We start from the raw sequence: 24,628 nt of genomic DNA, 5'->3' as shown, positions 1-24,628 counted from the left end.
TCTTCAATCATGTGCGTGAACGCACAAGAGCAAATGTGCAGCTCTGGAATGCAGGCAGCCAATCTAACTGTTGGACAACAGAGTCAGCTTGCCAAGGGAAACGGCCTGAGCCAATCTGACAACCACAGCATTCAAGGCTGCAGCCGTCAGATCAAATCCAAACGTCCAAACGTCAATTTGCAGACATTTCTGTCTTGATCAATTCATAGGCCGCGAGCGCGTCGATGCCTGTATCGTTGACTTCGGAGAAGACCTTTTCCCGGATTTCGGCCGAAATATCCTGAAACCTGGCCAAGTCGGCATCGCTTGCCTCATTGATTGCGTTGCCTTCGGTCGAGCGGGTCAGCGCTATACCGTCCTGATCGATTTCATCCCACATCGCACCTCCCATACGGCTCAAGGGCTCACCAAACACCTTTTCTTCAAGGGCAGACTGCAGCTCCGGCGGCAAGTCGGCAAAGGCTTCCTCGTTCATGATCAATGCGAACGAACCGCGGTAAAGTCCACCCGGCATCCAGTAGACGTTCCTGGCGACTTCCGTCAGCTTGAATCCCTTCCGCGTTTCCATGGGCATCACCACGCCATCCGCCGCATTGGATGCGAGCGTCTCATAAACTTTCGGCGCCGGAACCTGAATGCCGGTGGCGTCAAGTTTCCTGCCAACATCGCCGCCGACACCGCCGGGAATGCGAATCTTCATACCGGCAACCTGTTCCAGCGTTGTCACGGGTTTGTCTGAATGGAGTTGCGCCGGGCCATGGGTCACCAGACCTATGAGTTTGACACCTCTGTGCTCGTTGGCCTTGGAGAGAAACTTCTCATAGACCCGCCAGTAGGCCACGGAGGCGGCCTCCGCGGAGCCTTCATAACCAGGCAGCTCGATCAGTTTTGTAGTTACGAAACGGCCAGGTTGATAGCCGTGAAAAATGATTGACGCATCCGCGGCGCCATCCATCACGAGATCCATTTGTGATGGCGGTGGTGCAAGACCGAGCTTCACCTCGGCCGTGACCTTTCCATCGGTTGCTTCTTCCACCATTTCGACAAAGCGCGGCCACATCTTTGCGTTCATGCCATGTGATGGCGGAGCCCACGATGAAATTGTCAACGTGTGTTCAGCTGAAAGTGCAGTGCCTCCGCCAAGGCCAATGGCAGCGGCAGCGAACAGGCTTGCGAGTCTCACCAGTTTCATATTTTCCTCCCTCGGTCGTTTTTGTATTGGTTCTACTGTGTGTCGGGCAGCTTCACCTTTTGGCCTTCAAGGCATCGGGACACGATGACCTGACAGCTTAGCCTGCTTCCGGGTTGCCGGTCTGTTGCCGCAAAATCCAGGAGATCGTTTTCGTGTTCGTGCATTGGCGTCAGTTCGCAAAGCAGTTCCTGTGCGAAAAAGGCATGACAGGTCGCACAGGCAGCTGAGCCGTTACAGTCGGCACGGATCCCGTCGACACCATTGTCGACCGCAACTTTCATGATGCTGTCACCTTCCGTTGCAGAGACAGGCACTTCGCTTCCATCGGGTTGGACAAAGACAAATCTGATCATGGTCATGTCCTCAACGGTCCCAGCGAACCGGCAGGGCTATCGGTCCGCGGAAGACCCAACCTCGCAGGATTGGCGAATTTCCGGCTTGAAGCCTCAGGTTGGTCAGACGGTTGAAGAGAATCGGTACGGCAATTTCGCCAACCATTTGCCGCGCGACCCAGGTTCCTGCACAAAAATGCGGCCCCGCACCGAACCCAAGGTGCCGTGAAGCTGTCCTGTTGAGATCGAAACTGTCAGGCTGCTCGAAGTGGCCGGTGTCCCTGTTGGCTGCCCCCACACATATGCCGAGCTGGTCTTCCGCCTTGAGACGGGTGTCACCCAGAACGGTGTCTTGTGTGACCCGGCGAGGATACATGCCGATGGGCGAAATCCAGCGAACCGACTCCTCGAAGGCCCTGGCAAAGAGTTTTTCGTTTGCTTGCGCCTGAGCCAGCTGTTCCGGGTTTTGCAGCAATCCCAAAACGGTGGTCAAAATGGCGTCTCTCGGCTCGTTCAGCCCGCCGCCAACGATCACCTTGATATTGGCACGAATTTGCTCGCGTGAATGTTTGTGTCCGGCATGGGCCATCGACGACAAGATAGAGGGATTTTCCGTTTCCACATGCCGTGCGAGGACGTGGTCGATTGCCTGATCTATGGCCGCAGAGGCGCGCCTGGCGCGGTTCGAAATTTCCGGATCGGCTTGGTAATTCCCCACACCATCCATCAGTGCCTGCGACCACCAGGCGATGTCTTCCCAGGCGACGTCCTCGAAGCCTAGCAAATCGATCAGGGACAGCGACGCCATGGGAGCTGCAAAACTGCTGAAGAGATCCGTTTCGCCATCGGCCTCAAACTGATTGATCAGGTCATTTGCGATCGACCGGAAACGGGGAGCCCAATGCTGTTTCACAACACCGGGACGAAATGACGGTTCAACAGCGGCGCGTTCCAGCTTGTGCGGTTCGTCATCCTTGCGCATGAGAGAATGCCCCATGACCTTGTTCATGAGTGAACCTGGATTAGTCGACGCAAACAGGTGATGGTTGCGCTCTACAGTCATGATGTCATCGAACCGTGTCACCAGGTGAATTCGCGCACTGTCGACCCATACCGCCGAGGCCATCGAACGAATTCTGTCGAAGGTCGGGTAGGGGTTTTTCGCCAACTCCTCGATGGTTACGTCTGACAGGACCGGGGGCGGTTTCATCTGTGCCTTCCCTTCTGATTTGGCGGCAACATCAAGGGTGAGGCCGAATTGCGCATATTGGCAATCCAATGGGCTGAATATAAGTTATCGAAAAATTCGATTGGAAAGACATTTCATGGACTTGGCCAAGAAAATTCTGAAGACGAATTTTGCGTCGCTGCAAGTGCTCCAGTATGTGCACGATTTCGGTTCGTTTTCCGTGGCTGCGGAGAGGCTGGGTTTGACGCAATCGACCGTCAGTTACACGATCGCGCGTCTTCGCTCCATTTTCAAAGATCCGCTGTTCGCAAGGGAAGGCAACAGGGTTGTTCCGACGCAGAGATGCAGGGTGATCGTCGGACACATCTCCGGTTTGCTGGCCGAATTCGAAGGCCTGACGAGCGAACCGGATTTCAATCCTGCCGCAGCGGAGGGGGCAATCACGATCTCATGCAATCACTATGAGCGCATGACGATCCTGCCGGAATTCATACCGAAAATCCGCAAGCAGGCGCCGAACCTCAGACTCAGGTTCATGACATCCAGCGCGTTGGGTGAAGACCAGTTGAAACGCGGTGAATGTGATCTCCTGATCGGGCCTGTTCAACTGACCGGCGATCACATCTTCAAGCGGCACCTCCTGTCCGATGCCTATGTCTATGTCATGGATGCGGACAACCCCCTGGCCAGCCGTCCCCTGGATCTGGACGAAATCAGAAGTGCACATCATCTTGTCGTGCAGTTTTCAGGGGGCTGGCAACCTTTGTATATCGACGCTCTGAAGTCCCATGGCCTGAGTTTGAGCCCGATGGTTGAATTGTCTGACTATGGAGACATTGCGGCCTATCTCAAGGGATCCGATTTGATCGCCTGCATGCCCAGGCGGTTGGCGAGCACACTGGAACCGGCATTGCTCTGCGTTGAGGTTCCAATTCCGGTTCCGCTTGAAATCGATCTCTTCTGGACCACACGCACGCACCATTCCAAACTGCACAACTGGGTTCGCCAGACCCTTGCTGAGAGTATCTGAACCGTTCAAGTGCCATTTCGACCTGATATCTGAAAGTGAAGCACAGGGTTTGTGATCGCTTCACGGCTGGTTTCTGCGGATCTGAAACACTGTGCAACGAATGCTGCCCAATCCGGCGCTGGAAAAACCTGCCGCCGGTGTGGTATCGCAAGTCGGCAGGCGCACGATCCTGTTGGCTGCCATGAGCTCGCCACAACGACCGGTGTGTCATCAATGGTCACCGGCTTGGCAGCAAACTGATGGACGATCGGATTTCCGGCACTGGTCTTGTCAGCCTCGCGGTCCGATCTCTCCAAAATCACCCAGGCGGCACCCACTCAAATATCGAGAGCCAGCTGAACAAAGGTTCCGAAAATGCATTACGCCTCTATCACCGACCGGCTTGCCCATCTGGGCTCGGGCAAATGGGCCATTCACCTGAAGGCGCGCGAGATGGCAGCAAGCGGACACGCAGTCATAGAGCTGACCATTGGCGAACCGGACATCGGACCTGATACGGTCTTGCTGGACGAAGCAAATCGCTCCATGCGCGGCGGGCGCACCCGGTATTCCAACGGGCGTGGAGAACCAGTTGTCATCGACGCGCTCGTCAAGAAATACAGCAAGCGGCGGTCGGGCATTTCCAGGCGCAACATCCTGTGTTTCCCTGGAACCCAGACGGCGCTGTTTGCAGTCATGCTTGCATTGGTGGAGGCCGGTGACGCCGTTCTTGTCTGCGATCCTTATTATGCAACATATGAAGGTGTCGTTGCAGCGACGGGGGCCTCGATGGTGCCGATGCCGCTCCGACCGGAAAAGAAGTTTCATCTTCAGTCCGGAGACCTTGAAAAGGCTGTTGCGCCCGGGTGCAGGGTTCTTCTTCTGAACACGCCTCACAACCCTACAGGTGCTACGCTGACACGTGAGGAAATTGCCGCAATCGGTGAGGTATGTGTGCGCCATGACTTGTGGATCGTCTGTGACGAGGTCTACGAACAACTGATATTCGCCGGCGAGTTCGCCTCTCCCTTTGATCTTCCCGACCTGGCAGACCGGACGATTGTCGTTTCGTCCATTTCCAAATCGCACGCCGCGCCCGGGTTCCGTTCCGGATGGGCTGTCGGACCGGAGGAGTTCTGTGATCGGCTCCTGCCGATATCCGAAACGATGTTGTTTGGCGGACAGCCATTCATTGCCGACATGACTGCAAAAGCGCTAAACGAAGAATTCGATACGGCAGATCGCATGCGTGAACGTTACGGACAGCGGGCGAAACGCATCTTCAATCGCCTGGCAGGCAACGAGGTCCTCCATCCGATGATGCCGGAAGCGGGGATGTTTCTGCTCATCGATGTCAGTGCGACAGGTCTCGACGGGTTGGAATTTGCAGAGCGACTGCTGACGGAAGAGCGTGTTGCCGTGATGCCCGGCGCGTCATTCGGGCATCAGGCTTCCGGTCTGATCCGGCTGTCTCTTACGGTTTCCGAAGAGATGCTTGACAACGCAGTCACCCGGATCGCGGCGTTTTCAGACCGGCTGCGAAAGGGCGAGGGAAAGCAGACATTGTCCACGTGACGCAGACAACTTGCCTTGCTCCGGCCGATTGGTTGTCCGCCGATGGTGATCAGGCAGGCTCCGGAATTAAAAGCTCATTTGTGAGTGTGTGTCCTAGCCGGCGAGGCTTGCGCGGATCAGGTCCGATGCTTTCTCACCGATCATGATGGCAGGAGCGTTGGTATTGCCCGACACAATCTCGGGCATGATCGAGCAGTCCGCAACACGCAGGCCCTCGATGCCGTGGACCTTCAGTTTCGGATCGACTACCGCGGTGTCTCCCGTACCCATCTTGCAGGTTCCGGTCGGGTGATAAATCGAGACGCTGTTCTGACGCGCCCAGTCCAGCGTTCCATCGTCGTCTTCCATGTCAAGGCTGGCAGCCGGCCGGAATTCTTCGGAGATCTTGGATGTCAGCGGCGCGTGCCTGGCAATCTTCCTGGCAATCTTGACTGCTTCGACAATGGTCCGGCAATCGGTTTCCGTAGACAGGTAACGCGGAATGATCTTCGGATACTGGCGCGGATCCGGTCCGGCGAGGCGAATTTCGCCACGGCTTTCCGGCCGAAGCTGACAGACCGACATCGTGAATGCTGAAAACGGATGGACACCTTCGCCCGGAGAATCTGCGGACCAGGGTTGAACGTGAAATTGAATGTCGGGCGTCTCGAGTTCCGGTCGGGTTTTCAGAAAGCCTGTTGCAAGGCTTGCCGCCATGGTCATCGGACCGGCTCTGAAGAGGGCATATTTCAGTGCGATCCGGGCCTGGTTGAAGAGGCTGCGCACCTCGTCGTTCAGTGTCGGTTCGTTGCACTTGTAGACAAGCCTGGCCTGCAGATGATCCTGCAGGCCCCGCCCCACTCCGGAAAGCGCATGCACCGGCTCGATGCCGTTGTCGCGCAATTCACCCGGATCACCAATACCCGATAGCATCAGGACCTGCGGAGAATTGATGGCGCCTCCCGACAGGATCACTTCGCGGTTCACGGTCAAAACCCTCTCGGTCCCGGATCTGTCCCGGTAAGTGACACCGGTAACCTTCTTGCCATCGAGGTTGATCCTGCTCACAAGCGCGTGGGTAATGATCGTGAGGTTTTCGCGGCTTCTTGCCGGTTTCAGGAACGCGACGGCTGAACTGCACCGCCGTCCATTCTTGGTTGTCAGCTGGAAATAACCAACACCTTCCTGCTTGGCACCGTTATAGTCCGGGTTGAACGGATAGCCTGCGGTTTGTGCGGCGGCGACCCAGGCGTCGCAAATTGGTCGCTGAATGCGCATGTTGGAGACCGATAGCGGTCCACCTTCACCGTGATAGTCATCGGCGCCGCGTTCCTGGTCCTCGGACCGTTTGAAGAGTGGAAGAACGTCTTCCCAACCCCAGCCCTCGTTGCCCATCTGCCGCCAACGCTCATAGTCCTCCTTCTGTCCACGCACATAAAGAAGACCGTTCAGCGATGAGGAACCTCCCAGGACCTTGCCCCGCGGCCAGTCGATCGATCGTCCGCTCAGGCCGGGATCCGGCTCGGTTCGGTAACACCAGTCAACTGAAGGGTTGTGCATCGTCTTGAAGTAGCCAACCGGGATGTGGATCCACGGGTTCCTGTCGGGGCCGCCGGCTTCAAGAAGAACGACCTTGTTGGAGGGATTTTCGCTCAGACGATTGGCGATGACGCAGCCAGCCGAACCGGCCCCGATCACGACGAAATCAGCCTCCATTTTTGTTCTCCGCTTTATTTCTTTGAAAAAAGCCTATGCAAAAAGAACAAAATAAACTAGCATTTTTTGAAACAAAACGTCTCAAAAATTGCGAAAAGGGAGGAAGCAATGAGTGTAGGAAGCAAACTAGGCAGGATTTCTCGGCGCGATTTGTTCCGTGTTGCAGGCACTTACGGAATGAGTTCGACATTGCTGGCGGCCGGTACATTCGGCGGTGCGATGAGCCTTGCCAACCTGGCTTCGGCTGCGGAATCAACATACGACAAGCGATTTTCCAAACCGGCCAAGCACACACTCAAGTTCGGTGCTGCCGGCTTCAATGCGCGCAACCTGCTGATCGAGCGGGCCGGCGCTCTTGAGTTTGCCCGGGATCTGGAGGCTCGGACCGACGGCGAAATCCGCATCGAGTTCATTGGCGACAACCAGATATGCGGGCAGCTTTCCTGTGTCGAAAAAACCCAACAGGGCATTATCGACATCTATGCCGCTTCCACGCAGAACTCCGCTGGTGGCGCGCCCTATCTGAACGTGCTTGATTATGCGTTCATGTTCCCGGGAAGGGCATCTCAATACTACTTCCTCTACAGCCCGGAATCACAGCGCATTCTGCGTGATCCGCTGGAGAAGCGGCATGGCTTGAAGTTCCTTTTCAGCCATTGCGAGTTGCGTGGAATACAGTTGGGACTGGGCTGGTCGGATCGCCCGACAGTGACCAAACTCGAACAGCTGTTCGGCACCAAAAACCGCGTCACCGGCACTCAGCTGGGACGTATCGCAATGAAAGCGCTCAACCTCAATCCGGTGCCCGTCGCCTGGGAAGAAACCCTTGACGGACTGAAACAGGGCCTGATCGATGGCGCGGAAACCTGGGCGAGCGCGGTTGCCTATGCGAACATGTCTCCGGTCGTCAGTCAGTCTGTCGACCTGAAATTCTTCTGCGGCACGGAACACACTTCCATGTCTGCAAGCGTGTTCGACAGCCTCGAAGGTCCGCTGCAGGATGCGGTGATGGAGTCCGCCTATTGGGCTCAGGCCCACGTGCAGGCCGCCAACGAAGCTGCTCTGGTCAAGACAGTCGGCTTCTCCGATCCACAACTGCCAGGTACGATCTTCGTCGAAAATGATGTGCGTCCAGCATTCCTGCCGGCAAGCGAAATCAAGCTCGCGGAAGAAATGTGTTCGCCCGAGTTCCAGCCGCAGCTGTGGCAGGAATGGCGTGATCGCCTCAATGGCTGGGCGGGTGGCATCGACACCTACCAGGAAATCTACGACATCGCGCGCAGGGTTCCGGCAGACATGAAACCGGAAAACGTTGAGCCGCGCCGTTGGTGGAAAGGCTGATTACACTTTAAAGTCTGTGGGCCGGCGCGCGGTATCCGTGCCGGCCTGTCTTGTTTTCAGACCGGGAAAACCGGCGCAATGGGAGGGTCCAAATGGCAATCTGGTCGGATCTGGGTGCGATCCTGAGCGCTTTTGCATCGCAGGACAGCTGGGAAATCCGCAATGCCCTGAAATCAGAGGCCGCCTGGGTGATAGGCGCATTTGCAACCGCTGCCGGCGGGCTTCTGGTGCTGCTTCTTTACCGCCTGGTCCCGCTCCTCGACCGGCATCTGGAGCGCACCATCATGGTATGGAGCTATCTGGCGATTGCCTTCATCATATTCTGGGGCGTGATCGACCGGTTCGTCTTTGCCAACCAGCAACCCTGGTCCACTACAATCCCTCCGCTTCTCTTCATGATCATGACCTGGTTCGGAGCGGCCTTCAACGTGCGTCTTCGGACACATCTGAGCTTCGCCGAATTCAGGATGATCATGCCGAGATGGGCCCAGATGGCGTGCCTGTTCCTTGACGCAGTCCTGTGGTTCGCCTTCGCGGTCATCGTGCTGGTGACCACAACAAGGCTGACGGCCCTGTCGGCATCCAACTTTCAGATCGTTCTGGGGACTGACAATGTCATGCAGTGGTGGTTCCTGATCACCGCGCCCCTGTCTTTCGTGGCGCTCGCTGCCCGGGTGTTCGAGAATCTCGGCGACGATATCAGCAACTGGCGCTCCAACCGGCCGCTGATCAAGCCGGCCGTCATCGGGGAGGACACCTGATGACAGATGCAACCTGGGTAACACTGATCTCGATCAGCGTCACGGTCCTGTTCATGATCGGAGTTCCCGTCCTTCTGGTGATCGCCTATTGGGTGATCGGATGTTCCTTCGTGCTGGGCCTGACACTCGACAATCTAGGCGCAGAGCTGCTGAACGTGTTCAACAAGGGCTTTGCCCTCCTGGCCATGCCACTGTTCATCCTGACGGGGGATCTCATCAACCGATCCGGAATCGCCCGGCGCCTTTCCGATTTTGCCTATGCAATGCTGGGCTGGTTACGTGGCGGGCTGGCGATGGCCTCTCTCGGCGCCTGCGGCCTGTTCGCGGCGATCTCCGGGTCGAACTCCGCGACGACCGCAACGATCGGTTCCATGCTCCACCCGGAAATGGTGAAAGGTGGCTACGATGAACGGTTTTCGGCCGCCACGGCAGCAGCCGGAGGCACGGTCGGCATCATCATCCCTCCATCGATTATCTTCATCGTCTACGGGTTCCTGATGAACCTGCCGATTTCCGACCTGTTCGTCGCCGGTATCATTCCGGGGTCACTGATGGTGATCGGCATGCAGGTTGCCTGCTGGATAATCTGCCGGATGAACGGCTGGGGATTCCTGATACCGCTGCAATTCAATCGTATCCTGAAGACCGCGTTCGGTGCCTGGCTTGGGTTCTTTGCCATCGGGCTGGTCTTGTGGGGCATCTATACCGGCAAATTCTCGCCGACCGAAGCCGCAGGCGTAACGGTCGGGTTCTGCATGATCGCAGGTTTCGTCAGCTATCCTCTCAACAAGATCATGGGTAAGCGAAGCGAACGGCCGGTGACTGAAAAGAGCTATGCGGAAATGCTGGTCGTGCAAGGTTTCACGGTTACGGAAGTTCCTTCCATCGTGATCCGCTCAGCGCAGATTACCGGCATCCTCGCACCGCTTATCGCCATATCCGTCGTGATGCAGCAGATCCTGTCGCTGCTGGGTGCGCAACAGACGATCGGAGATTTCGTGACCTCCATGGGGGGCTACCATGCTGTCCTGTTCACGTCGATGGTGATCGTGTTCGTCTCAGGCATGGTTCTGGAAAGCCTTCCGGTCACAATCATCCTGGCACCCATCCTGGCCCCGATTGCCGCGTCCGTCGGTGTCGATCCGATCCATTTCTCCGTGATCTTCCTGGTCGGCGCGTCCATCGGATTCATCACACCGCCCTATGGTCTCAACCTATATGTTGCTTCCGGGGTGACGGGAGTTCCCTATTTCAGGCTACTTCGCTATACGGTGCCATACCTTGTTGCGCTGATCAGTGTCTGGATAATCGTGTCTTTGACCCCTGAGCTGGCGTTGATGTTGTTGCCGAACAGATGATTGCCGCTGATGTCAGAAGACCAAGAAACAGAAGAAGCAGGAAAAATACCAACGAACCTGCGTTTGCTGGTCATTCTGGAAGAAGTCGCCAGAGCCGGGGTGCCGGTGGCACCCTCAGCTCTGGTTGACCTGCTTGGTCTCCCCAAGCCGACGATCCACAGGTTGCTGCATACGGCCGAAACGGAGGGGTTCTTGCAGCGTAGTCTCGACGGCCGGTCCTATGGACCGGGCAGGCGGATGCGGAAGTTGTCCACAAATACGCTTTCCTCGCAGCGGATCCGCACTGAACGGCTTCGGGTGATGCGGGATCTTGCTTCGGAAGTGGGGGAGACCTGCAATCTGGCAGCGCCGGGCAGGGATGGCATGGTCTATCTGGATCGTGTCGAAACGCATTGGCCTCTCAGGATCCAGCTTCCGATCGGAACCCAGGTACCCTTTCACAGCACGGCGAGCGGCAAGATGTACCTGTCCATGCTGCCGACTTCGGTGCTCGACCGGTTCCTGTCCTCTGTCGAACTCGAACGGCGGACAGAACAGACTCTCGTGGAACCGGCAGATCTGGAATACGAACTTGCGCAAACAAGGTCCCGCGGATTTTCGGTCGACAACGAAGAGTTCATGGACGGCATGACAGCAGTTGCGGTCGCGATCTGCGACGACAGGGGCAGGTTGATGACAACGCTTTCGATCCATGCGCCAAAGCAGCGCCACGATGTTGAAAGCCTGATTACCCAGCTTCCCAAACTGAAGGACGCGGCCGCCCGGCTTGAACAGATTGCCGTTGAATAGGCAACTCAGAAAAATCACGCGTCTCTTTGAGTTGACCAAGTCACCGTTTGTTCGGAGCAGGGGCTTTTCCGAGCGTTTCCCGAAAACAGATACTGGTCGGCAACTCGATATTGTCCGGGGCATTGCCGTTTAGGGCCGCCATGAGGGCCTGCGCTGCAAATTGGCCCATCCGACGGTGGGGAACGTGAACGGTGGTCAGTGGCACAGGTGCGACGCTGGCCAGTTCAATGTCGTCGAAGCCGGTTATCGAAACGTCGCCCGGTATTTCGAGTTTCAGTGCCGAAGCGGCCCGTAGCGCGCCGACGGCAAGAACGTCATTCCCGCACATCACAGCCGTGGGACGAGGGCGCGCTGCCATCAATTTGCGAAAGGCAACGTCACCGTTTTCAATGGAGTATTGGGTCTCCTCGACCAGCAGCTCCGAAGGATCAAGACCTGCCTCCTTCATGGCATCTCTGATGCCGCTTACACGGTCGCGCGCACGATCGTTGGCCGATGTTTCAGCAGTGATGCAGCCTATGACCTTGTGACCGTTTTCCAGGACCAGTTCCGCCAGGGACTTCATCGCCTGCCGGTTGTTGAAGCCCACCGACAGGTGATCGCTATCCGGGTCCGAAACCCAGGTCAGAACCGCAGGAATCTTACGTTTTGCGAGGAACTCGTAGACCTTGGGATCGCGCTGATACCCGATGAGGAGCAACGCGTCTGCACCCCGCACGGTCAAGGTCTTTATCTGTTCTTCTTCCAGGTCCTGCCGGTAGGAGGAAGAGGCGACCAGAAGGGTGCAACCGTTCTGTTGAAGCTCTTCCTGAAAGGCCTGGATCCCACGCGCGAAAATGGCGTTTTCCATTGTCGGGATGATCGCGCCAATGGTGTTCGTGCGGCCTGCAGCCAGCGCACGGGCACTATAGTTCGGCGAGTATCCAAGCCTGTCGACCGCGTCCATCACGATCTTCAGTGTCTTTTGCGTCACCCGGTCAGGACTGTTGAGACACCTGGAAACGGTGGCCGTCGAAACACCTGCTGCAACAGCAACATCTGCAAGTGTGGGAACGTCGGTTCCTGAAGGTTTGGCGTTATCTTCCATCCGTCCGGACGCTTCGCGCGCTACTGGGTGTTTGGTTCACTGCACCTGCCTTACAGGTATTTTCAATTTCAGAGAATAAATATTTCTGCTTGCAATATAAAATGTAAGCGCTTACATTTTGGCTCGCCGGGTTAAATGATCGTTGGGAGTTGATCATGCTTTTGGTTTTGGCGGCCGTTTTGTTTGCGGTCTTTGTTGTCAATGTTTCGATCGGTTCTTTCGGTGCAACACCGCCTTTGGGAAATGTCGGTGAATTGATTCTGCTTTTGGCCGTCTCGATCGCGTTTACCGCATCGGTTCTGAAGAAAGAAGCAAATGAACGTTCCGGCAAGTAGCTGGATCTTTTCGGATTTTGGGAGGAAATGATGAAGAAGACTGAAGACATCGCGTCGAATGAGCGCAGAAATTTCTTGAAACTGGCCGGAGCCGGCAGCTTCACCGCAGCAGTTGTTGCCGGAGCAGCCGGGACACTGTGGTCCGATGAGGCCGTCGCGCAAACAGCGCAGGAAGAACGGTCGCGCGAACAGGCTGCAGCACACACGATGACGCTTGCGACCGCTTATGTGCTCGGTGCGTCCCGCAGCTATCCGATCATGCAGCTGGACCTGAAGGAAAACATCCAGAACGCCACTAACGGCAAAGTCTACGTCAAGCTCGCTCCAGGTGGCCAGCTTGGTGCCGGCGGAGCGTTGGCGCAGGCCGTTCAGGGCGGCACTATTCAGGCAGCTCAGCACTCCCTGTCCAACTTTGCGCCGTTTGCCTCTGCTGTTGACCTCATCAACATGCCGTATTTCTGCGGTTCCAACCAGCGCTTCACCAATCTGGTGACATCTGACGCCTGGAAAAAGGAAGTGCATCCGAAAATCGAGGCTTCCGGCTTCAAGGCACTGTTTTATGTCGTGATCGACCCGCGGGTCGTCGCCGTGCGCAAAGGCGGCAACAAGGTGATCACGCCGTCCGATCTGTCTGGCGTGAAATTCCGCGTCCCCGGTTCGGCGATGTTGCAGCAGTATTACCGCATGGTGGGTGCGAACCCGACACCGGTGGCGTGGGGTGAAACACCGTCCGCGATCAAGCAAGGTGTGGCCGATGCTCTCGACCCGTCCGTCGGTGCCCTTTACGTGTTCGGCTTCAAGGACATCCTGAGCCATGTCACGTTCACCCAGGCGGTGCCGGACAGCCAAGTTTACTCCATGAACCTGGAGTGGTTCAATTCGCTGCCTGCCGACGTGCAGGAAGGCATCGAGTTTGCCGGCGAAATCACGGCACAGCAGAATCTCGCCAAGGTTCCGGCTGCCCGGTCCTATGCGATGGCCGAACTGGTCAAATCCGGTGTTGAGTTCCACTCGCTGAGTGATGATCAGCTCGCGGAATGGAAAGCAACGGGCGGATATCAGCTTGAGGATTGGGATAAGTTCAAGGTTGAACTCGCCGGTTCCATGGAGTCCTTCGGCCGCCTTGAAGACGCAGCCAACACAATGGGCCGTTACTACGTCCACGACGCATAACGAGTTGCGTTGACTGGCCGGCGCCTCCCGGCGCCGGTCTCAGTTCCATTCAAACACACCCTAATCGCGCGACCGCCGCATCAGACCCCGAGCTGATGGGAACGGCAGAGGAGTGCCCATGTCGAATGTCCTTCAAGCCCTGGACCGGAACGGCGAACGTTGGCTGTTGCTGGTTTTCTACGTGATGCTTGTCCTGACCATGTTTATTGAGGTGGTCCGGCGCGAGGTCTTTGCATACTCGTCCATCTGGGGTGAGGAAATCGTCCGCTATTCCTTTATCTACCTGGCCTGGATTGGGGCTGCGGCAGCGGTCAAGGAACGCGGGCATATCCGTATCGATGTGCTGATGCAGTATGTCGGGCCGCGCGTGAAGGCACTGCTCTACATCTTCGGCGACCTGGTCATGGTCTTCGTTGCGATCGTTGCCTTCTACTGGTCTTTGGAAACCGTCCTCGTATCGGCGAAATTCGGCTCCGTAACGCATGGACTGAGAATTTCCCAGGTCTGGTTCCTTTCTGCCGTTCCATTCGGGTTTGGTCTGGTCTTGTTCCGCCTTGCCCAGTCACTCCTGCGCGATCTGCGCGACTTTCGTGACGGTCGTCCCGTCTACGAAGGCGACAAACTGTTCGACTGAGGGAGGCGACCATGCTTTGGCAACAACTACAGCAACAAACCGTCGAACTGGGGTGGTCTTTCTACGGTCCCGTTCTGATCTTCGTCGGTCTCATCGCGCTCGCCGTCCCAGTCTGGGCCGCTATCGGCTCGGCGGCAATCGCAATGCTCATGATTTCCGGTGCCTTGCCGCTGTCGCTCGTCGGCGAGAGCCTTTTCCACGGTATCGATCACTTCGCCCTGACCGCCGTTCCACTGTTCATCCTGACCGGAGACGTGCTTGTACGTACCGGGCTCAGCCGCAAATTTCTTGATGTTGCTGAAGCGCTCACCTGCTGGGCAAAGGGCGGGTTCGGATCTGCGACGGTTCTTGTCTGCGGCATGTTCTCCGCCATTTCCGGCTCCGATGCCGCCGGTGCGGCTGCTGTTGGCCGGATGACAATCGAACGACTGGTGGAAAGCGGCTATCCACGCCCCTATGCCTGCGCTCTTGTTGCGGCTGGAGCGTGTACGGGGATCCTTATCCCGCCGTCAATCGCATACATCATCATCGGTCTGGTTCTTGGTATTTCCGCTTCGACCCTGTTTCTTGCCGCGCTGATACCCGGCATTGCGATCCTGCTTTCAATTCTGGTGACCAACATCGTCATGAACCGTATCTATGCCTACGAGGGCGGCGGGCTCATGACCTTCGGTGAATGGGCGGCCAATCTCGGCAAGGCGCTGAAATCGGGCTGGTATGCCTTCATCGTCCCCGGTGTGATCTTTTACGGTATCTTTTCCGGTCGCCTGACACCGACAGAGGCCGGTGCCGTGGCGGTCATGATCACGATCGGGATGGGATTTCTGCTTGGAACGCTGAAACTCTCGGACTTCCCGGCCATGCTGGTCAGCTCGGCCAAGGTCAATGGCGTGATCGTGCCGATCATCGCGTTTTCCCTGCCGCTCGCCCAAGCCCTGGCGATCCTCGGAGTTCCACAGGGGTTCGTTTATGCCGTCACGTCGTTGACGAGCGAACCGGCGCTGGTCATCCTCCTGATGATCGGGATCCTGATCGCCGCGGGCTGTGTCATGGAGACCACGCCGAACATCGTGATCCTGGCACCGATCCTGAAGCCGCTTGCCGATAACATCGGCATGAACGAAATCCAGTTCTGCATCATGATGATCACTGCACTGGGTGTCGGCTTCATCACGCCGCCGCTTGGTCTCAATCTGTTCGTTGTGTCAGGCCTGACAGGTGAATCAATTTTGAAGATAGCCGCCCGTGCCGTGCCGTTCGTCTTCTTCATGCTCCTCGTGACACTTCTGATCGCCTATGTCCCGACGCTCTCCACCACGTTTCTTCCTGACATCTACAAGTAGGTCCACAATGTCTGTTGAATATCTGAAAAAGGCGGTCCGGACATCGAAGACCGACGCCTCCGAGACCACGAAGATCGTGCAGGAGATTCTCGATACCATCGAACAGGGGGGAGATGCAGCCGCGCTCGACTATGCGGCAAAGTTCGACAAGTATGATGGCGACATCTTGTTGGACGATGCTGCAATCGAGGCAGCTGCCGCCCTGGTGCCGGACAAATTGAAGCGGGACATCGAGTTTGCGCATGCAAACGTCAAGCGGTTTGCCGAAGCTCAGAAAGAAACCTGTCAGGACATCGAAATCGAGGTGATCCCGGGCCTTGTCGCAGGTCAGAAGAGCATTCCGGTCGAAACAGCCGGGTGCTATATTCCGGGTGGTCGCTACAGTCACATCGCCAGCGCTATCATGACCGTAACGACTGCAAAGGTGGCTGGCTGCAAGAATATCATCGCCTGTTCGCCGCCACGGCCCGGCGTCGGAATCAATCCAGCGATTGTTCATGCGGCGAAGGTCTGCGGCGCAGACAAGATCCTTGCGATGGGCGGGGTCCAGGGTGTTGCTGCCATGACTTTCGGTCTTTTCGGACTACCCAAGGCGAATATTCTGGTCGGTCCCGGAAACCAGTTCGTGGCAGAAGCCAAGCGCATACTGTTCGGCCGGGTCGGCATCGACATGATCGCGGGTCCGACGGACAGCCTGATCCTGGCAGACAGCACCGCTGACCCTGCCGTCGTTGCCGCAGATCTCGTCGGCCAGGCGGAACATGGTTACAACTCGCCTGTCTGGCTGGTGACCGACACGAGATCGCTGGCCGAAGAAGTCATGGAATTGGTACCAAAGCTGATCGACGATCTGCCGGAAGTGAACCGGGACAACGCGACGGCGGCCTGGCGGGACTATGCAGAGGTCATCCTGTGCGGCGACCGGGAAGAAATGGCCGCGACTTCCGACGCCTATGCACCTGAACATCTGACTGTGCAGGCACAGGATCTGGACTGGTGGTTGGGTCGGCTGGCCTGCTACGGGTCGCTGTTCCTTGGCGAGGAGACCACCGTCGCTTTCGGTGACAAGGCTTCCGGAACCAACCATGTGCTGCCGACATCCGGCGCTGCCAGCTATACCGGGGGGCTTTCCGTCCACAAATACATGAAGATCGTCACCTGGCAGCGGGCAACACGTGACGGTGCAAAACCGGTTGCCGAGGCAACGGCAAGGATCTCGAGGCTTGAAGGCATGGAGGGACATGCCCGCACAGCAGACATCCGGCTCAAGAAATACTTTCCGGACGAGACTTTCGATCTGACCGCCGATGCCGGGGCCTGATCACATGTCGAGCCTGTTTGATGTTTCCGGAAAGGTTGCCTGTGTAACCGGGGCAAGCTCCGGTCTCGGCCGGCGCGCCGCGACAGCTCTGGCGTCGGCGGGAGCATCGGTCGTCGGCGTGGCCCGCAGATCTGCCGATCTGGAGGACTGGAGACGGGAAGCAGGGGGGCAAACAGCAGCTGTCACGGCCGATCTTTCAGATCGTGACGCCATTGCGGCTGTTGCAGGCAATATCGCTGGTCCGTTTGGTCCACCGCAGATCCTTGTGCACGCTGCCGGGATCAATACCCGTGAAACAGCTGACGAGGTCACACCTGAAGGATGGGACATTACACTTTCATTAAACCTGTCCGTCCCGTTCTTTCTCAGTCAGGCATTCGTGCCGTCCATGCGCGAGAAAGGCTGGGGCAGGATCGTCAATTTTGCGTCTCTGCAGACCTCTCGGGCGTTCCCCGGGGGAATTGCATATGGTGCTTCCAAAGGCGGCATCGGCCAACTTACAAGGGCGATGGCGGAGGCCTGGTCAAAGGATGGCATCAATGTCAACGCGATCGGTCCGGGTTTTTTTCCAACGGAGTTGACCGCTGCGGTTTTCGGCGACGATGAGAGGGCGCAGCGCAATGCCGCACAGACCTGTATCGGACGAAATGGCAAGCTGGAAGACATGGACGGACCGCTCCTATTTCTTTGCTCGGACGCATCTGCTTATGTGACAGGCCAGGTCCTGATGGTCGACGGAGGGTTTACCGCAAAATGAAAGCACTCGTTTACACGGGTCCCGAGGCTCAGGCCTATAGAGACGTCACCGACCCGGTTCCGTCGGCCGGCGAAGCGCTCATCCGCGTTGCACATACCGGTATCTGCGGGTCGGACATGCACGCATTTCTTGGACATGACGAGCGCCGTCCCGCGCCGCTCATTCTCGGCCATGAAGTTGCCGGTACCGTGGTATCCGGTGAACTCTCCGGGCAGCGGGTCACGGTCAATCCGCTTGTCAGCTGCGGGTCTTGCGAAGCATGCCGTTCCGGCAGGGATAACCTGTGCGGCAACCGTCAGATCATTTCAATGCCGCCCCGCGAAGGCGGATTTGCCGACTATCTTGCGATGCCGGAAGCCAATCTGGTTGTCGTGCCCGACCATGTCAGCGATGCCCAGGCAGCGCTTGCCGAACCGATTTCCTGTGGCTGGCATGCCGTTCGGCTTGCCAGACAGGCACTCTTCGGCAATCCGGCCGACGCATGTGCGCTCGTCATCGGTGGCGGAGCGATCGGACTGGGTGCCGCGCTTTGTCTCAAGGCTCAGGGCATCGACAAGGTCCAGTTGGTCGAGCCGAATGTCGAAAGAGCCGGTTTCCTTGCCTCCAGCTGCGGGATTGAAGTCCTGACACCGGAAGAAGCCGATGCCAGCGGTCAATACGATCTTGTGGTTGATGGGGTCGGATTTGCGGCGACACGTGCAGCGGCATCATCCCGCGCCAAACCGGGCGGCGTGATCGCCCATATCGGTCTGGGCTCGGCTGAAGGCGGTCTGGATATTCGACGCATCACGCTTCAGGAAATTACCTTTATCGGCACGTATACCTACACTGCCGAAGACTTTCGTGACACTGCGAAAGCCATGTTCGACGGACGGCTTGGATCGCTTGACTGGGTCGAGATCCGGCCTTTGTCAGACGGCCTGAAGGCCTTCAACGATCTGCGGGCGGGCGAGGTTGCAGTGCCAAAAATTCTACTCACGCCAAACACCTAAGGAGACTTTCATGTCTGAAATTCCCCACCTGCTCGTCCACGAACATGCCGACAATGTCGGTGTGGTCGTCGTGGAGGGTCTGACCGCCGGCACGGACATGCTGTGCTGCGTTACGCATGACAATTCCACCTTCAGGCTGACCGCCGGCGCTGATGTGCCGATCGGTCACAAAATCGCGTTGAAAGACCTCAAGGACGGCGACACCGCGACGAAATATGGCGAGGACATCGGGAAGATCATCGCTGATATTCCGAAGGGTGACCATGTCCATACCCACAACTGCAAAACCAAACGCTGGTAAGGAACCGTGTCCATGTCTTCCAAATACTCAAATGTCACGGTGAAGGGTTTCCGGCGGGAAAACGGCCGCGTCGGCGTGCGTAATCACGTCGTAATCCTGCCGGTTGACGACATTTCAAATGCCGCCTGTGAGGCAGTTGCCAACAACGTGAAAGGCACGCTTGCCATCCCGCACGCCTATGGGCGCCTTCAGTTCGGTGAGGACCTCGAACTTCATTTCCGCACCATGATCGGAACAGGCGCAAACCCCAACGTTGCTGCCGTTGTCGTGATCGGGATCGAACCCGGGTGGACCAAGCGTATCGCTGACGGCATCAGAGAAACCGGCAAGCCTGTTGCCGAGTTTTCGATCGAACAGAACGGGGACTTCGAAACCATTTGGGCCGCTTCCTGGAAAGCGAAGGAATTCGTGCACTGGTCGACTGAGCTTCAGCGTGAAGAATGCCCTCTTTCGGACATCTGGATTTCAACCAAGTGCGGCGAAAGCGATACCACGACCGGTCTTGGATCCTGTCCGACCGTCGGTAACATGTACGACAAGCTGCTACCCGAGGGCATCACCGGCTTTTTCGGCGAAACCTCGGAAATCACAGGTGCGGAGCACATCTGCCAAAAGCGCGCTGTCAATGAAGAGGTCGGCGAGCGCTGGTACAAGATGTGGAAGGCATATCAGGATGATGTGATCTTCGCTCACCAGACCGATGACCTGTCCGACAGCCAGCCGACCAAGGGCAATATCGAGGGTGGGCTGACCACGATCGAGGAGAAAGCGCTCGGCAATCTGGAAAAGATAGGCCGCACGTCGAAATACATCGACATTCTGGAGCCGGCCGAAGCACCGAAGTCCGGCAAAGGGCTCTATTTCATGGACTCGTCTTCGGCGGCTGCCGAATGCGTGACCCTGATGGCAGCCGGTGGCGCCGTGATCCACACGTTCCCGACAGGCCAGGGCAATGTGGTCGGAAACCCGATCGTGCCCGTGATCAAGATAACCGCCAATCCACGAACCGTTCGGACAATGAGCGAGCACGTGGATGTGGATGTCTCGGGCATCTTGCGCCGCGAGATGACCATCGATGAGGCCGGTGACGAGCTTATCGACATGATCCGCCGTACGGCCAACGGCCGCAACACTGCGGCCGAAGCTCTCGGGCACAGGGAATTCTCGATGACCAAACTTTACCGAAGCGCCTGACGCGTGGAGGAAGATGGCCGGCTTGCCGGCCATCGCATTGAAGGAATGCGCATGGAAGCGAGCGAACGCCTGAGCTTGAACGACGCAACTGATCTCATCAGATCGGCCTTTGTGAGCGTCGGCGTGCCCGAGGAAAACGCAAAATCCGTGGCGCGCGCGCTCGTGGCCGCAGAAGCGGAAGGGCAGGTGGGGCACGGGTTTTCCCGGGTCGAGGACTATGTCGGACAGGCGCGCAGCGGTAAGATCAAGGCTGATGCGACCGTTGATATCCGGGAAGTCGGGACAGCAAGCCTGCTTGCGGACGCAGGAAACGGCTTTGCCTATCCGGCCCTTGATCAGGTGATCGAACGGGGGGCTGAACTGGCGAAGGTCGCCGGCTGTGTATCGATGGGGATTACACGTTCTCATCATTGCGGTGCCCTGTCTGTTCAGGTGGAAAAACTGGCGCGCAAGGGCCTTGTTGCCATCATGGTTGCAAATTCGCCGGCGGCCATGGCCCCCTACGGGGCAAAGGAAGCGGTTTTCGGTACAAACCCGATAGCTTTTGCAGCGCCGCGTCCGGGCCGTGACCCCCTGGTTGTCGATCTGTCTCTGTCCAGGGTCGCACGGGGCAAGGTGATGAGCGCACACAAGGCGGGCAAGCCTATTCCGGAAGGCTGGGCGCTCGACAGGGACGGAAATCCGACAACGGACGCTGCAAAAGCCCTTGATGGCACGATGGCTCCCATCGCCGAGGCCAAAGGGACCGCCCTGGCACTGATGGTGGAAATCCTGGCCTCCGCCATGACCGGTGCATCATTCAGCTCCCAGGCCTCCTCGTTCTTCTCCGCGGACGGGCCGCCACCCGGTGTCGGGCAATTCCTGATCGCGATGAGACCCCAGGACGACCGGTTCGCCGAACGCCTTGAGGACCTCTTGACCGCCATCGACACACTTGATGGTGCGCGGATTCCAGGAAGCAGACGCATTTCCGCGATCCATCAGGCGGAAGCGAACGGTATCGAAGTTCCGGCTCGTTATCTCGAAGCGCTGCGAAAGATTGCGGAGGCTGGAACGTGACGAACCAGGGTGCTACCGCGCGCGTGCGGATTGGATCAATCCGCGTCTGACTTCATTTGATAAACGGAGGTTGTTCGATCCGATGTACAAGCAAATTCTCATTCCGGTTGCGCTCGACCATGAAACGCTTATCGCCCGAAAACTCGATATAGCACGACACCTGTTGGCGGAGGACGGACAGATCACCTTGCTGACCGTTCTTGAAAGCATCCCCGGTTTTGTTTCCGAATTCGTGGATCTGAAGATCGACAATCATCTGACCCAGAAAGTTGCGGAGAAGCTTCGCGCCGCGGTCGGTGAAGACCAGCATATCGCCTGTGAGGTGGTGACAGGCAAACCCGGGGTGCAGATTGCCGCATATGCCGAAGCCAATGATACGGATCTCATTCTTGTCGGCTCGCACCACCCCTCCGCACAGGACTATTTCCTGGGCTCGACGGCTTCGCGCGTTGTCAGAAGAGCGGGATGCTCCGTTTTCGTCGTCCGTGACGGCGACAGCTGATCACCCGTATCCAGATTTGATGCCGGCTTGAAGCACAAGGACGGACAAACGTTGTGTGCAAGCTCAGGAGAGGCCGTTGCCGGTGACCGGTCCGGCACTACACGGTGACCGTCATCCCGAAGGCGCGCCGCCGGTGGTACGTGGATTTGAGGAAGCGGGATGCAGCAGCATCGAGATCGGCGATTTCGAGCTGAAGTTCCCTGTTGAGCCGATTGCCGAGATCGATGATGGCCTCGTGCCGACGGGCGTCATCCTGCCAGTCAGCATAAACTGTTTTCTCCCAAAAGTCTCTTACCCAGCCGTAGTCTGCAACGTGTGCATGCTCGAAACCGTCCAGTGCCGTCATGACGCAGCCGAGACGTGCGCCGAGGATTGCCCAATCGCCGTTTGGAACATCCGCGCCGACACTGCACCAGATTCTCAAACGTTCAAGATTTGCATCACCTATGTGGCTGAGCAGCGCCTCACCTTTCGGCAAGTCGGGATAGACCTTGTAAGCGAGCGTGCCACCGGCGAGATTGAATTTGACCCCTTCGCGAAAGCCGCCGCGAAATGCCTGGAACGGCGTATCGGTCATATGCACTTCCGACAGCACCCTGTTGACCTGGAAGTAGGGTGTCGTCCAACAGAAATCGACGGCTGCCTCCGGGCGCCGCGCGTTTTCATGCGATCGCAAGGTCACCAGGGTTTCCCGCGGCCAGATCTTTACGCCGCCATTTCCGTACTCGAGGGCATTCAGCACATTACGGGCGCTGAAGGAAAAGACAGCTTCCCTGTCACGGGGGGACACATCAAACCGTCCGGAAAAGAACTCCTCATCCGTCAGCAGATTGTCGGCGTCGATCGTGATCACGTGGTCGCTGCCGCAGATTTCACCGGCATGGCGATGAGCAGCATCGAAGCCCTTGATGCCGTGCACCCTTTTTGCGTGCGGCAGATATTCCAGAGCGCGGTCATAGTGCGAATCCGCGTTCGGCTCGTCAAAACTCAGGAAAACCGCATCGCATGTCGTCAAGTCAAGCACGGTCTTACCAATCCTGATCACTGCCGAGGTGGACAATCGCCTCGGGTTGCCACTTTTCGATCAATAAAGCTTTCCGGCGGGCAAAATATGCGCGCCAATCAAGCTCGGGTAGAATTGGTGAATTGGCCCGAACACTGGGCAGCACGTCATAGGCCAGGCTGGTGTTTCGCAGTGGAACAAGGTCTGTCATGTCGACGATGATGACCGGCAGCATGTCCTGCTCCCTGGCTCCTGCACGCGCAACGGGCAGAAGCGGTTCGATCTCGACCCAGTCCAGTCCGCACAGATTAACGAGCATGATCGACAGCGTTCGGTCCTGGCGAACGACATCTTGCAGAACAGGACTGTCTGTATTGAATGGCCAGGCTGCCTCATCCGCATCCAGGATCTCCGGCGCCTGTTTGCCTGCCCAGCGCGCCTGAATCAGGAAATTCAACATCACGGTCCTCCCAGGCGGCTGTAGTCCTTCCGGACCAGAGAATTCATGACGTCCCGCCAGGTTGCCGCAATCGCTAACTGGTTGCGGGCTCTCGCCAGGCCGGCAGCCGCCTTTCCACGTTCTGCCCAGGTTTCTGCCTCTTCATCAAGTGCATTGTGCAAGGCATCGGCGAGGCCGCCGTTTTGGTAGATGATACCGGTGCTTGGCGGCGCGACCACGTCACGGAGCCCAGGCGTGTCCTGTCCGATAACCGCCCTGCCCAGGGTGGCGGCCAGAATTGCCGAGCCCGAGGTGAGCGATGCACGATAAGGCAAAACCACGAAGTCCGCAGCCGCGTGCAGGCGCCCGACTTCTTCCGGAGTGGCAAAGCCTTCGCGATGAATTAACCGTGCATCCGAAGGAAGGGTAAAATCGAAATTTCGAGCGGTTTCCCCAGCAATAATCAAACGATCTTCCGGAGATGCTGCTTTCAGAAATTCCGACACGAGTTCGTGTGGTTGCTTGTAGGGCGCAACACGACCAGGACAGAGTACAACCATTCGAGCGCCGGACAGGCCAAGTTCAGCGCGAGCGGCCTTGCGCGGGAATACCGGATAAGCACCTTCATAGTTATGATGGGAAATCACCCGGATTTTGCGTTCTGTCAGGTCCAGTTCGTCCCGTGCTGCGGCAACCGCGGGGAGTGAGTGCAGGTGAAGAACATCCGCCATTTTTGACAGTCCCGACTGAAGATCATCATTGGCATTGCTCTTGTGGCCATCGTGGGGTCTCAGATTGTGGATCGACCAGATCACCTTGCCTCCGGCCGAGTGGAAGCGACTGATATCGTCGAGAAACCTGTCAACAACTTGAGGCTCACCCGAACCCGTGAAAACCGCGTGTTCCCAATGCAGATGAAACAGGAGCGGTTTGCCTGGAGAGGCTTTTTGAAGCGCGAGTGCATCCTCGATTGTTCCCGGTTCTGCCTTGAACGCAGGACCGAGATTCTCGTAAAGAAGCGTCTGATAGGGGTTTGTCGCCCGATAGTCCGGGAAAAACGTTACCGGGACTGGGGTTACGTTGGCCGCATCGTTCATGTGTTCACCTTTACACGTCTTCGCATTGCGAGCTAGTGAGCATCACGTGTTGCTGAACCGTGCCGTGTTAGCCTTGACACGTTACTAAGGCTCGCATCTAATTGCGCCAATGGATTTCTGATTTTTTATGTCAATCAATTCGGGTAAATT

Annotated in this window: 25 protein-coding genes; 17 read left to right on the top strand and 8 right to left on the bottom strand. The window is 57.4% G+C overall.

Annotated elements, in window-relative coordinates:
• Positions 1-172: 172 nt before the first annotated feature.
• The 3 genes from LA5095_RS18495 to LA5095_RS18485 are packed head-to-tail and all read right to left on the bottom strand — an operon-like array spanning position 173 to position 2,734.
• Positions 173-1,192 (bottom strand): TRAP transporter substrate-binding protein, encoded by a 1,020-nt coding sequence (locus tag LA5095_RS18495; protein ID WP_055117568.1) that lies wholly within the window; start codon positions 1,190-1,192, stop codon positions 173-175.
• A 32-nt stretch (positions 1,193-1,224) separates the two neighbouring features.
• Positions 1,225-1,545: a 2Fe-2S iron-sulfur cluster-binding protein gene (locus LA5095_RS18490; RefSeq protein WP_196877209.1), complete on the bottom strand. Its 321-nt coding sequence runs from the start codon at positions 1,543-1,545 to the stop codon at positions 1,225-1,227.
• A 10-nt stretch (positions 1,546-1,555) separates the two neighbouring features.
• Complete coding sequence (locus tag LA5095_RS18485; RefSeq protein WP_055118041.1) at positions 1,556-2,734, bottom strand: cytochrome P450; 1,179 nt, start codon at positions 2,732-2,734, stop codon at positions 1,556-1,558.
• Between the two features lie 115 nt (positions 2,735-2,849).
• On the opposite strand from LA5095_RS18485, the gene LA5095_RS18480 reads away from it, so the two are divergent.
• Both LA5095_RS18480 and LA5095_RS18470 read left to right on the top strand, forming a co-directional pair.
• Positions 2,850-3,743, top strand: a complete 894-nt coding sequence (locus tag LA5095_RS18480) for a LysR family transcriptional regulator (protein ID WP_055117564.1) — start codon at positions 2,850-2,852, stop codon at positions 3,741-3,743.
• Between the two features lie 354 nt (positions 3,744-4,097).
• Complete coding sequence (locus LA5095_RS18470; protein ID WP_055117560.1) at positions 4,098-5,297, top strand: pyridoxal phosphate-dependent aminotransferase; 1,200 nt, start codon at positions 4,098-4,100, stop codon at positions 5,295-5,297.
• 93 nt (positions 5,298-5,390) lie between these two features.
• Here LA5095_RS18470 and LA5095_RS18465 read toward each other — a convergent pair whose 3' ends face one another.
• Positions 5,391-6,992 (bottom strand): GMC family oxidoreductase, encoded by a 1,602-nt coding sequence (locus LA5095_RS18465; protein WP_055117558.1) that lies wholly within the window; start codon positions 6,990-6,992, stop codon positions 5,391-5,393.
• Between the two features lie 108 nt (positions 6,993-7,100).
• Here LA5095_RS18465 and LA5095_RS18460 point away from each other — a divergent pair, with 108 nt between their 5' ends.
• The 4 genes from LA5095_RS18460 (at position 7,101) to LA5095_RS18445 (ending at position 11,241) form a co-directional block, all read left to right on the top strand.
• Entirely contained in the window at positions 7,101-8,333 is a 1,233-nt protein-coding gene (locus LA5095_RS18460; protein WP_029061000.1) for a TRAP transporter substrate-binding protein, read from the top strand.
• Between the two features lie 92 nt (positions 8,334-8,425).
• Positions 8,426-9,094: a TRAP transporter small permease gene (locus LA5095_RS18455; RefSeq protein ID WP_055117556.1), complete on the top strand. Its 669-nt coding sequence runs from the start codon at positions 8,426-8,428 to the stop codon at positions 9,092-9,094.
• Complete coding sequence (locus LA5095_RS18450; RefSeq protein WP_055117554.1) at positions 9,094-10,452, top strand: TRAP transporter large permease; 1,359 nt, start codon at positions 9,094-9,096, stop codon at positions 10,450-10,452. Before LA5095_RS18455 ends, LA5095_RS18450 begins: the two co-directional genes overlap by 1 nt.
• Positions 10,453-10,461: 9 nt before the next feature.
• The gene (locus tag LA5095_RS18445) at positions 10,462-11,241 is read left to right on the top strand and encodes an IclR family transcriptional regulator (protein ID WP_055118039.1); all 780 of its coding nucleotides are present in this window, start codon (positions 10,462-10,464) and stop codon (positions 11,239-11,241) included.
• 40 nt (positions 11,242-11,281) lie between these two features.
• Here LA5095_RS18445 and LA5095_RS18440 read toward each other — a convergent pair whose 3' ends face one another.
• On the bottom strand, positions 11,282-12,328 hold the full coding sequence (locus LA5095_RS18440) for a LacI family DNA-binding transcriptional regulator (RefSeq protein WP_055117552.1): 1,047 nt from the start codon (positions 12,326-12,328) through the stop codon (positions 11,282-11,284).
• A 155-nt stretch (positions 12,329-12,483) separates the two neighbouring features.
• Between LA5095_RS18440 and LA5095_RS18435 the strand changes: the two genes are divergently transcribed.
• From LA5095_RS18435 to LA5095_RS18385, 11 genes are all read left to right on the top strand, one after another.
• On the top strand, positions 12,484-12,663 hold the full coding sequence (locus LA5095_RS18435; protein WP_029060995.1) for a hypothetical protein: 180 nt from the start codon (positions 12,484-12,486) through the stop codon (positions 12,661-12,663).
• 30 nt (positions 12,664-12,693) lie between these two features.
• Positions 12,694-13,836 carry a TRAP transporter substrate-binding protein gene (locus tag LA5095_RS18430; RefSeq protein WP_409861108.1) on the top strand — a complete coding sequence of 381 codons (1,143 nt, stop codon included), beginning with the start codon at positions 12,694-12,696 and terminating at the stop codon, positions 13,834-13,836.
• A gap of 118 nt (positions 13,837-13,954) precedes the next feature.
• A complete protein-coding gene (locus LA5095_RS18425) occupies positions 13,955-14,470 on the top strand; it encodes a TRAP transporter small permease (protein ID WP_055117550.1) in 516 nt (171 codons plus the stop codon).
• A gap of 11 nt (positions 14,471-14,481) precedes the next feature.
• Positions 14,482-15,813, top strand: coding sequence for a TRAP transporter large permease (locus LA5095_RS18420; RefSeq protein WP_055117548.1), 1,332 nt, complete (start codon positions 14,482-14,484; stop codon positions 15,811-15,813).
• A 7-nt stretch (positions 15,814-15,820) separates the two neighbouring features.
• Entirely contained in the window at positions 15,821-17,134 is a 1,314-nt protein-coding gene (gene hisD / locus LA5095_RS18415) for a histidinol dehydrogenase (RefSeq protein WP_055117546.1), read from the top strand.
• Between the two features lie 4 nt (positions 17,135-17,138).
• Positions 17,139-17,891 (top strand): SDR family NAD(P)-dependent oxidoreductase, encoded by a 753-nt coding sequence (locus LA5095_RS18410; RefSeq protein ID WP_082442906.1) that lies wholly within the window; start codon positions 17,139-17,141, stop codon positions 17,889-17,891.
• Complete coding sequence (locus LA5095_RS18405; RefSeq protein ID WP_055117542.1) at positions 17,888-18,883, top strand: zinc-dependent alcohol dehydrogenase; 996 nt, start codon at positions 17,888-17,890, stop codon at positions 18,881-18,883. Before LA5095_RS18410 ends, LA5095_RS18405 begins: the two co-directional genes overlap by 4 nt.
• A 10-nt stretch (positions 18,884-18,893) precedes the next feature.
• The gene (locus LA5095_RS18400) at positions 18,894-19,184 is read left to right on the top strand and encodes a UxaA family hydrolase (protein WP_029060988.1); all 291 of its coding nucleotides are present in this window, start codon (positions 18,894-18,896) and stop codon (positions 19,182-19,184) included.
• 12 nt (positions 19,185-19,196) lie between these two features.
• Complete coding sequence (locus LA5095_RS18395) at positions 19,197-20,378, top strand: UxaA family hydrolase (protein ID WP_055117541.1); 1,182 nt, start codon at positions 19,197-19,199, stop codon at positions 20,376-20,378.
• Between the two features lie 51 nt (positions 20,379-20,429).
• On the top strand, positions 20,430-21,437 hold the full coding sequence (locus LA5095_RS18390) for an Ldh family oxidoreductase (protein ID WP_055118038.1): 1,008 nt from the start codon (positions 20,430-20,432) through the stop codon (positions 21,435-21,437).
• 82 nt (positions 21,438-21,519) lie between these two features.
• The gene (locus LA5095_RS18385; RefSeq protein WP_055117539.1) at positions 21,520-21,939 is read left to right on the top strand and encodes a universal stress protein; all 420 of its coding nucleotides are present in this window, start codon (positions 21,520-21,522) and stop codon (positions 21,937-21,939) included.
• Between the two features lie 97 nt (positions 21,940-22,036).
• On the opposite strand, the gene LA5095_RS18380 is transcribed toward LA5095_RS18385, so the two are convergent.
• Genes LA5095_RS18380 through LA5095_RS18370 form a run of 3 tightly spaced genes read right to left on the bottom strand, consistent with a single transcriptional unit; the run spans position 22,037 to position 24,478 of the window.
• Entirely contained in the window at positions 22,037-22,963 is a 927-nt protein-coding gene (locus tag LA5095_RS18380; protein WP_055117537.1) for a hypothetical protein, read from the bottom strand.
• Between the two features lie 4 nt (positions 22,964-22,967).
• Positions 22,968-23,402: a hypothetical protein gene (locus tag LA5095_RS18375; RefSeq protein WP_055117534.1), complete on the bottom strand. Its 435-nt coding sequence runs from the start codon at positions 23,400-23,402 to the stop codon at positions 22,968-22,970.
• Complete coding sequence (locus tag LA5095_RS18370; RefSeq protein WP_055117532.1) at positions 23,402-24,478, bottom strand: glycosyltransferase; 1,077 nt, start codon at positions 24,476-24,478, stop codon at positions 23,402-23,404. Before LA5095_RS18370 ends, LA5095_RS18375 begins: the two co-directional genes overlap by 1 nt.
• Between the last annotated feature and the right edge of the window lie 150 nt (positions 24,479-24,628).

The organism is Roseibium album (assembly GCF_001404515.1).
Lineage (GTDB): Bacteria > Pseudomonadota > Alphaproteobacteria > Rhizobiales > Stappiaceae > Roseibium > Roseibium album.
The sequence above is the reverse complement of the archived record's forward strand: the minus strand, read 5'-3'. Positions and strand labels throughout refer to the sequence as shown.

What these genes read in the sequence shown, in the direction of transcription:
- LA5095_RS18495 (WP_055117568.1), bottom strand. Translation starts at nt 1,192, where the DNA reads ATGAAACTGGTGAGACTCGCAAGCCTGTTCGCTGCCGCTGCCATTGGC.
- LA5095_RS18490 (WP_196877209.1), bottom strand. Translation starts at nt 1,545, where the DNA reads ATGATCAGATTTGTCTTTGTCCAACCCGATGGAAGCGAAGTGCCTGTC.
- LA5095_RS18485 (WP_055118041.1), bottom strand. Translation starts at nt 2,734, where the DNA reads ATGAAACCGCCCCCGGTCCTGTCAGACGTAACCATCGAGGAGTTGGCG.
- LA5095_RS18480 (WP_055117564.1), top strand. Translation starts at nt 2,850, where the DNA reads ATGGACTTGGCCAAGAAAATTCTGAAGACGAATTTTGCGTCGCTGCAA.
- LA5095_RS18470 (WP_055117560.1), top strand. Translation starts at nt 4,098, where the DNA reads ATGCATTACGCCTCTATCACCGACCGGCTTGCCCATCTGGGCTCGGGC.
- LA5095_RS18465 (WP_055117558.1), bottom strand. Translation starts at nt 6,992, where the DNA reads ATGGAGGCTGATTTCGTCGTGATCGGGGCCGGTTCGGCTGGCTGCGTC.
- LA5095_RS18460 (WP_029061000.1), top strand. Translation starts at nt 7,101, where the DNA reads ATGAGTGTAGGAAGCAAACTAGGCAGGATTTCTCGGCGCGATTTGTTC.
- LA5095_RS18455 (WP_055117556.1), top strand. Translation starts at nt 8,426, where the DNA reads ATGGCAATCTGGTCGGATCTGGGTGCGATCCTGAGCGCTTTTGCATCG.
- LA5095_RS18450 (WP_055117554.1), top strand. Translation starts at nt 9,094, where the DNA reads ATGACAGATGCAACCTGGGTAACACTGATCTCGATCAGCGTCACGGTC.
- LA5095_RS18445 (WP_055118039.1), top strand. Translation starts at nt 10,462, where the DNA reads ATGTCAGAAGACCAAGAAACAGAAGAAGCAGGAAAAATACCAACGAAC.
- LA5095_RS18440 (WP_055117552.1), bottom strand. Translation starts at nt 12,328, where the DNA reads ATGGAAGATAACGCCAAACCTTCAGGAACCGACGTTCCCACACTTGCA.
- LA5095_RS18435 (WP_029060995.1), top strand. Translation starts at nt 12,484, where the DNA reads ATGCTTTTGGTTTTGGCGGCCGTTTTGTTTGCGGTCTTTGTTGTCAAT.
- LA5095_RS18430 (WP_409861108.1), top strand. Translation starts at nt 12,694, where the DNA reads ATGAAGAAGACTGAAGACATCGCGTCGAATGAGCGCAGAAATTTCTTG.
- LA5095_RS18425 (WP_055117550.1), top strand. Translation starts at nt 13,955, where the DNA reads ATGTCGAATGTCCTTCAAGCCCTGGACCGGAACGGCGAACGTTGGCTG.
- LA5095_RS18420 (WP_055117548.1), top strand. Translation starts at nt 14,482, where the DNA reads ATGCTTTGGCAACAACTACAGCAACAAACCGTCGAACTGGGGTGGTCT.
- hisD (WP_055117546.1), top strand. Translation starts at nt 15,821, where the DNA reads ATGTCTGTTGAATATCTGAAAAAGGCGGTCCGGACATCGAAGACCGAC.
- LA5095_RS18410 (WP_082442906.1), top strand. Translation starts at nt 17,139, where the DNA reads ATGTCGAGCCTGTTTGATGTTTCCGGAAAGGTTGCCTGTGTAACCGGG.
- LA5095_RS18405 (WP_055117542.1), top strand. Translation starts at nt 17,888, where the DNA reads ATGAAAGCACTCGTTTACACGGGTCCCGAGGCTCAGGCCTATAGAGAC.
- LA5095_RS18400 (WP_029060988.1), top strand. Translation starts at nt 18,894, where the DNA reads ATGTCTGAAATTCCCCACCTGCTCGTCCACGAACATGCCGACAATGTC.
- LA5095_RS18395 (WP_055117541.1), top strand. Translation starts at nt 19,197, where the DNA reads ATGTCTTCCAAATACTCAAATGTCACGGTGAAGGGTTTCCGGCGGGAA.
- LA5095_RS18390 (WP_055118038.1), top strand. Translation starts at nt 20,430, where the DNA reads ATGGAAGCGAGCGAACGCCTGAGCTTGAACGACGCAACTGATCTCATC.
- LA5095_RS18385 (WP_055117539.1), top strand. Translation starts at nt 21,520, where the DNA reads ATGTACAAGCAAATTCTCATTCCGGTTGCGCTCGACCATGAAACGCTT.
- LA5095_RS18375 (WP_055117534.1), bottom strand. Translation starts at nt 23,402, where the DNA reads ATGTTGAATTTCCTGATTCAGGCGCGCTGGGCAGGCAAACAGGCGCCG.
- LA5095_RS18370 (WP_055117532.1), bottom strand. Translation starts at nt 24,478, where the DNA reads ATGAACGATGCGGCCAACGTAACCCCAGTCCCGGTAACGTTTTTCCCG.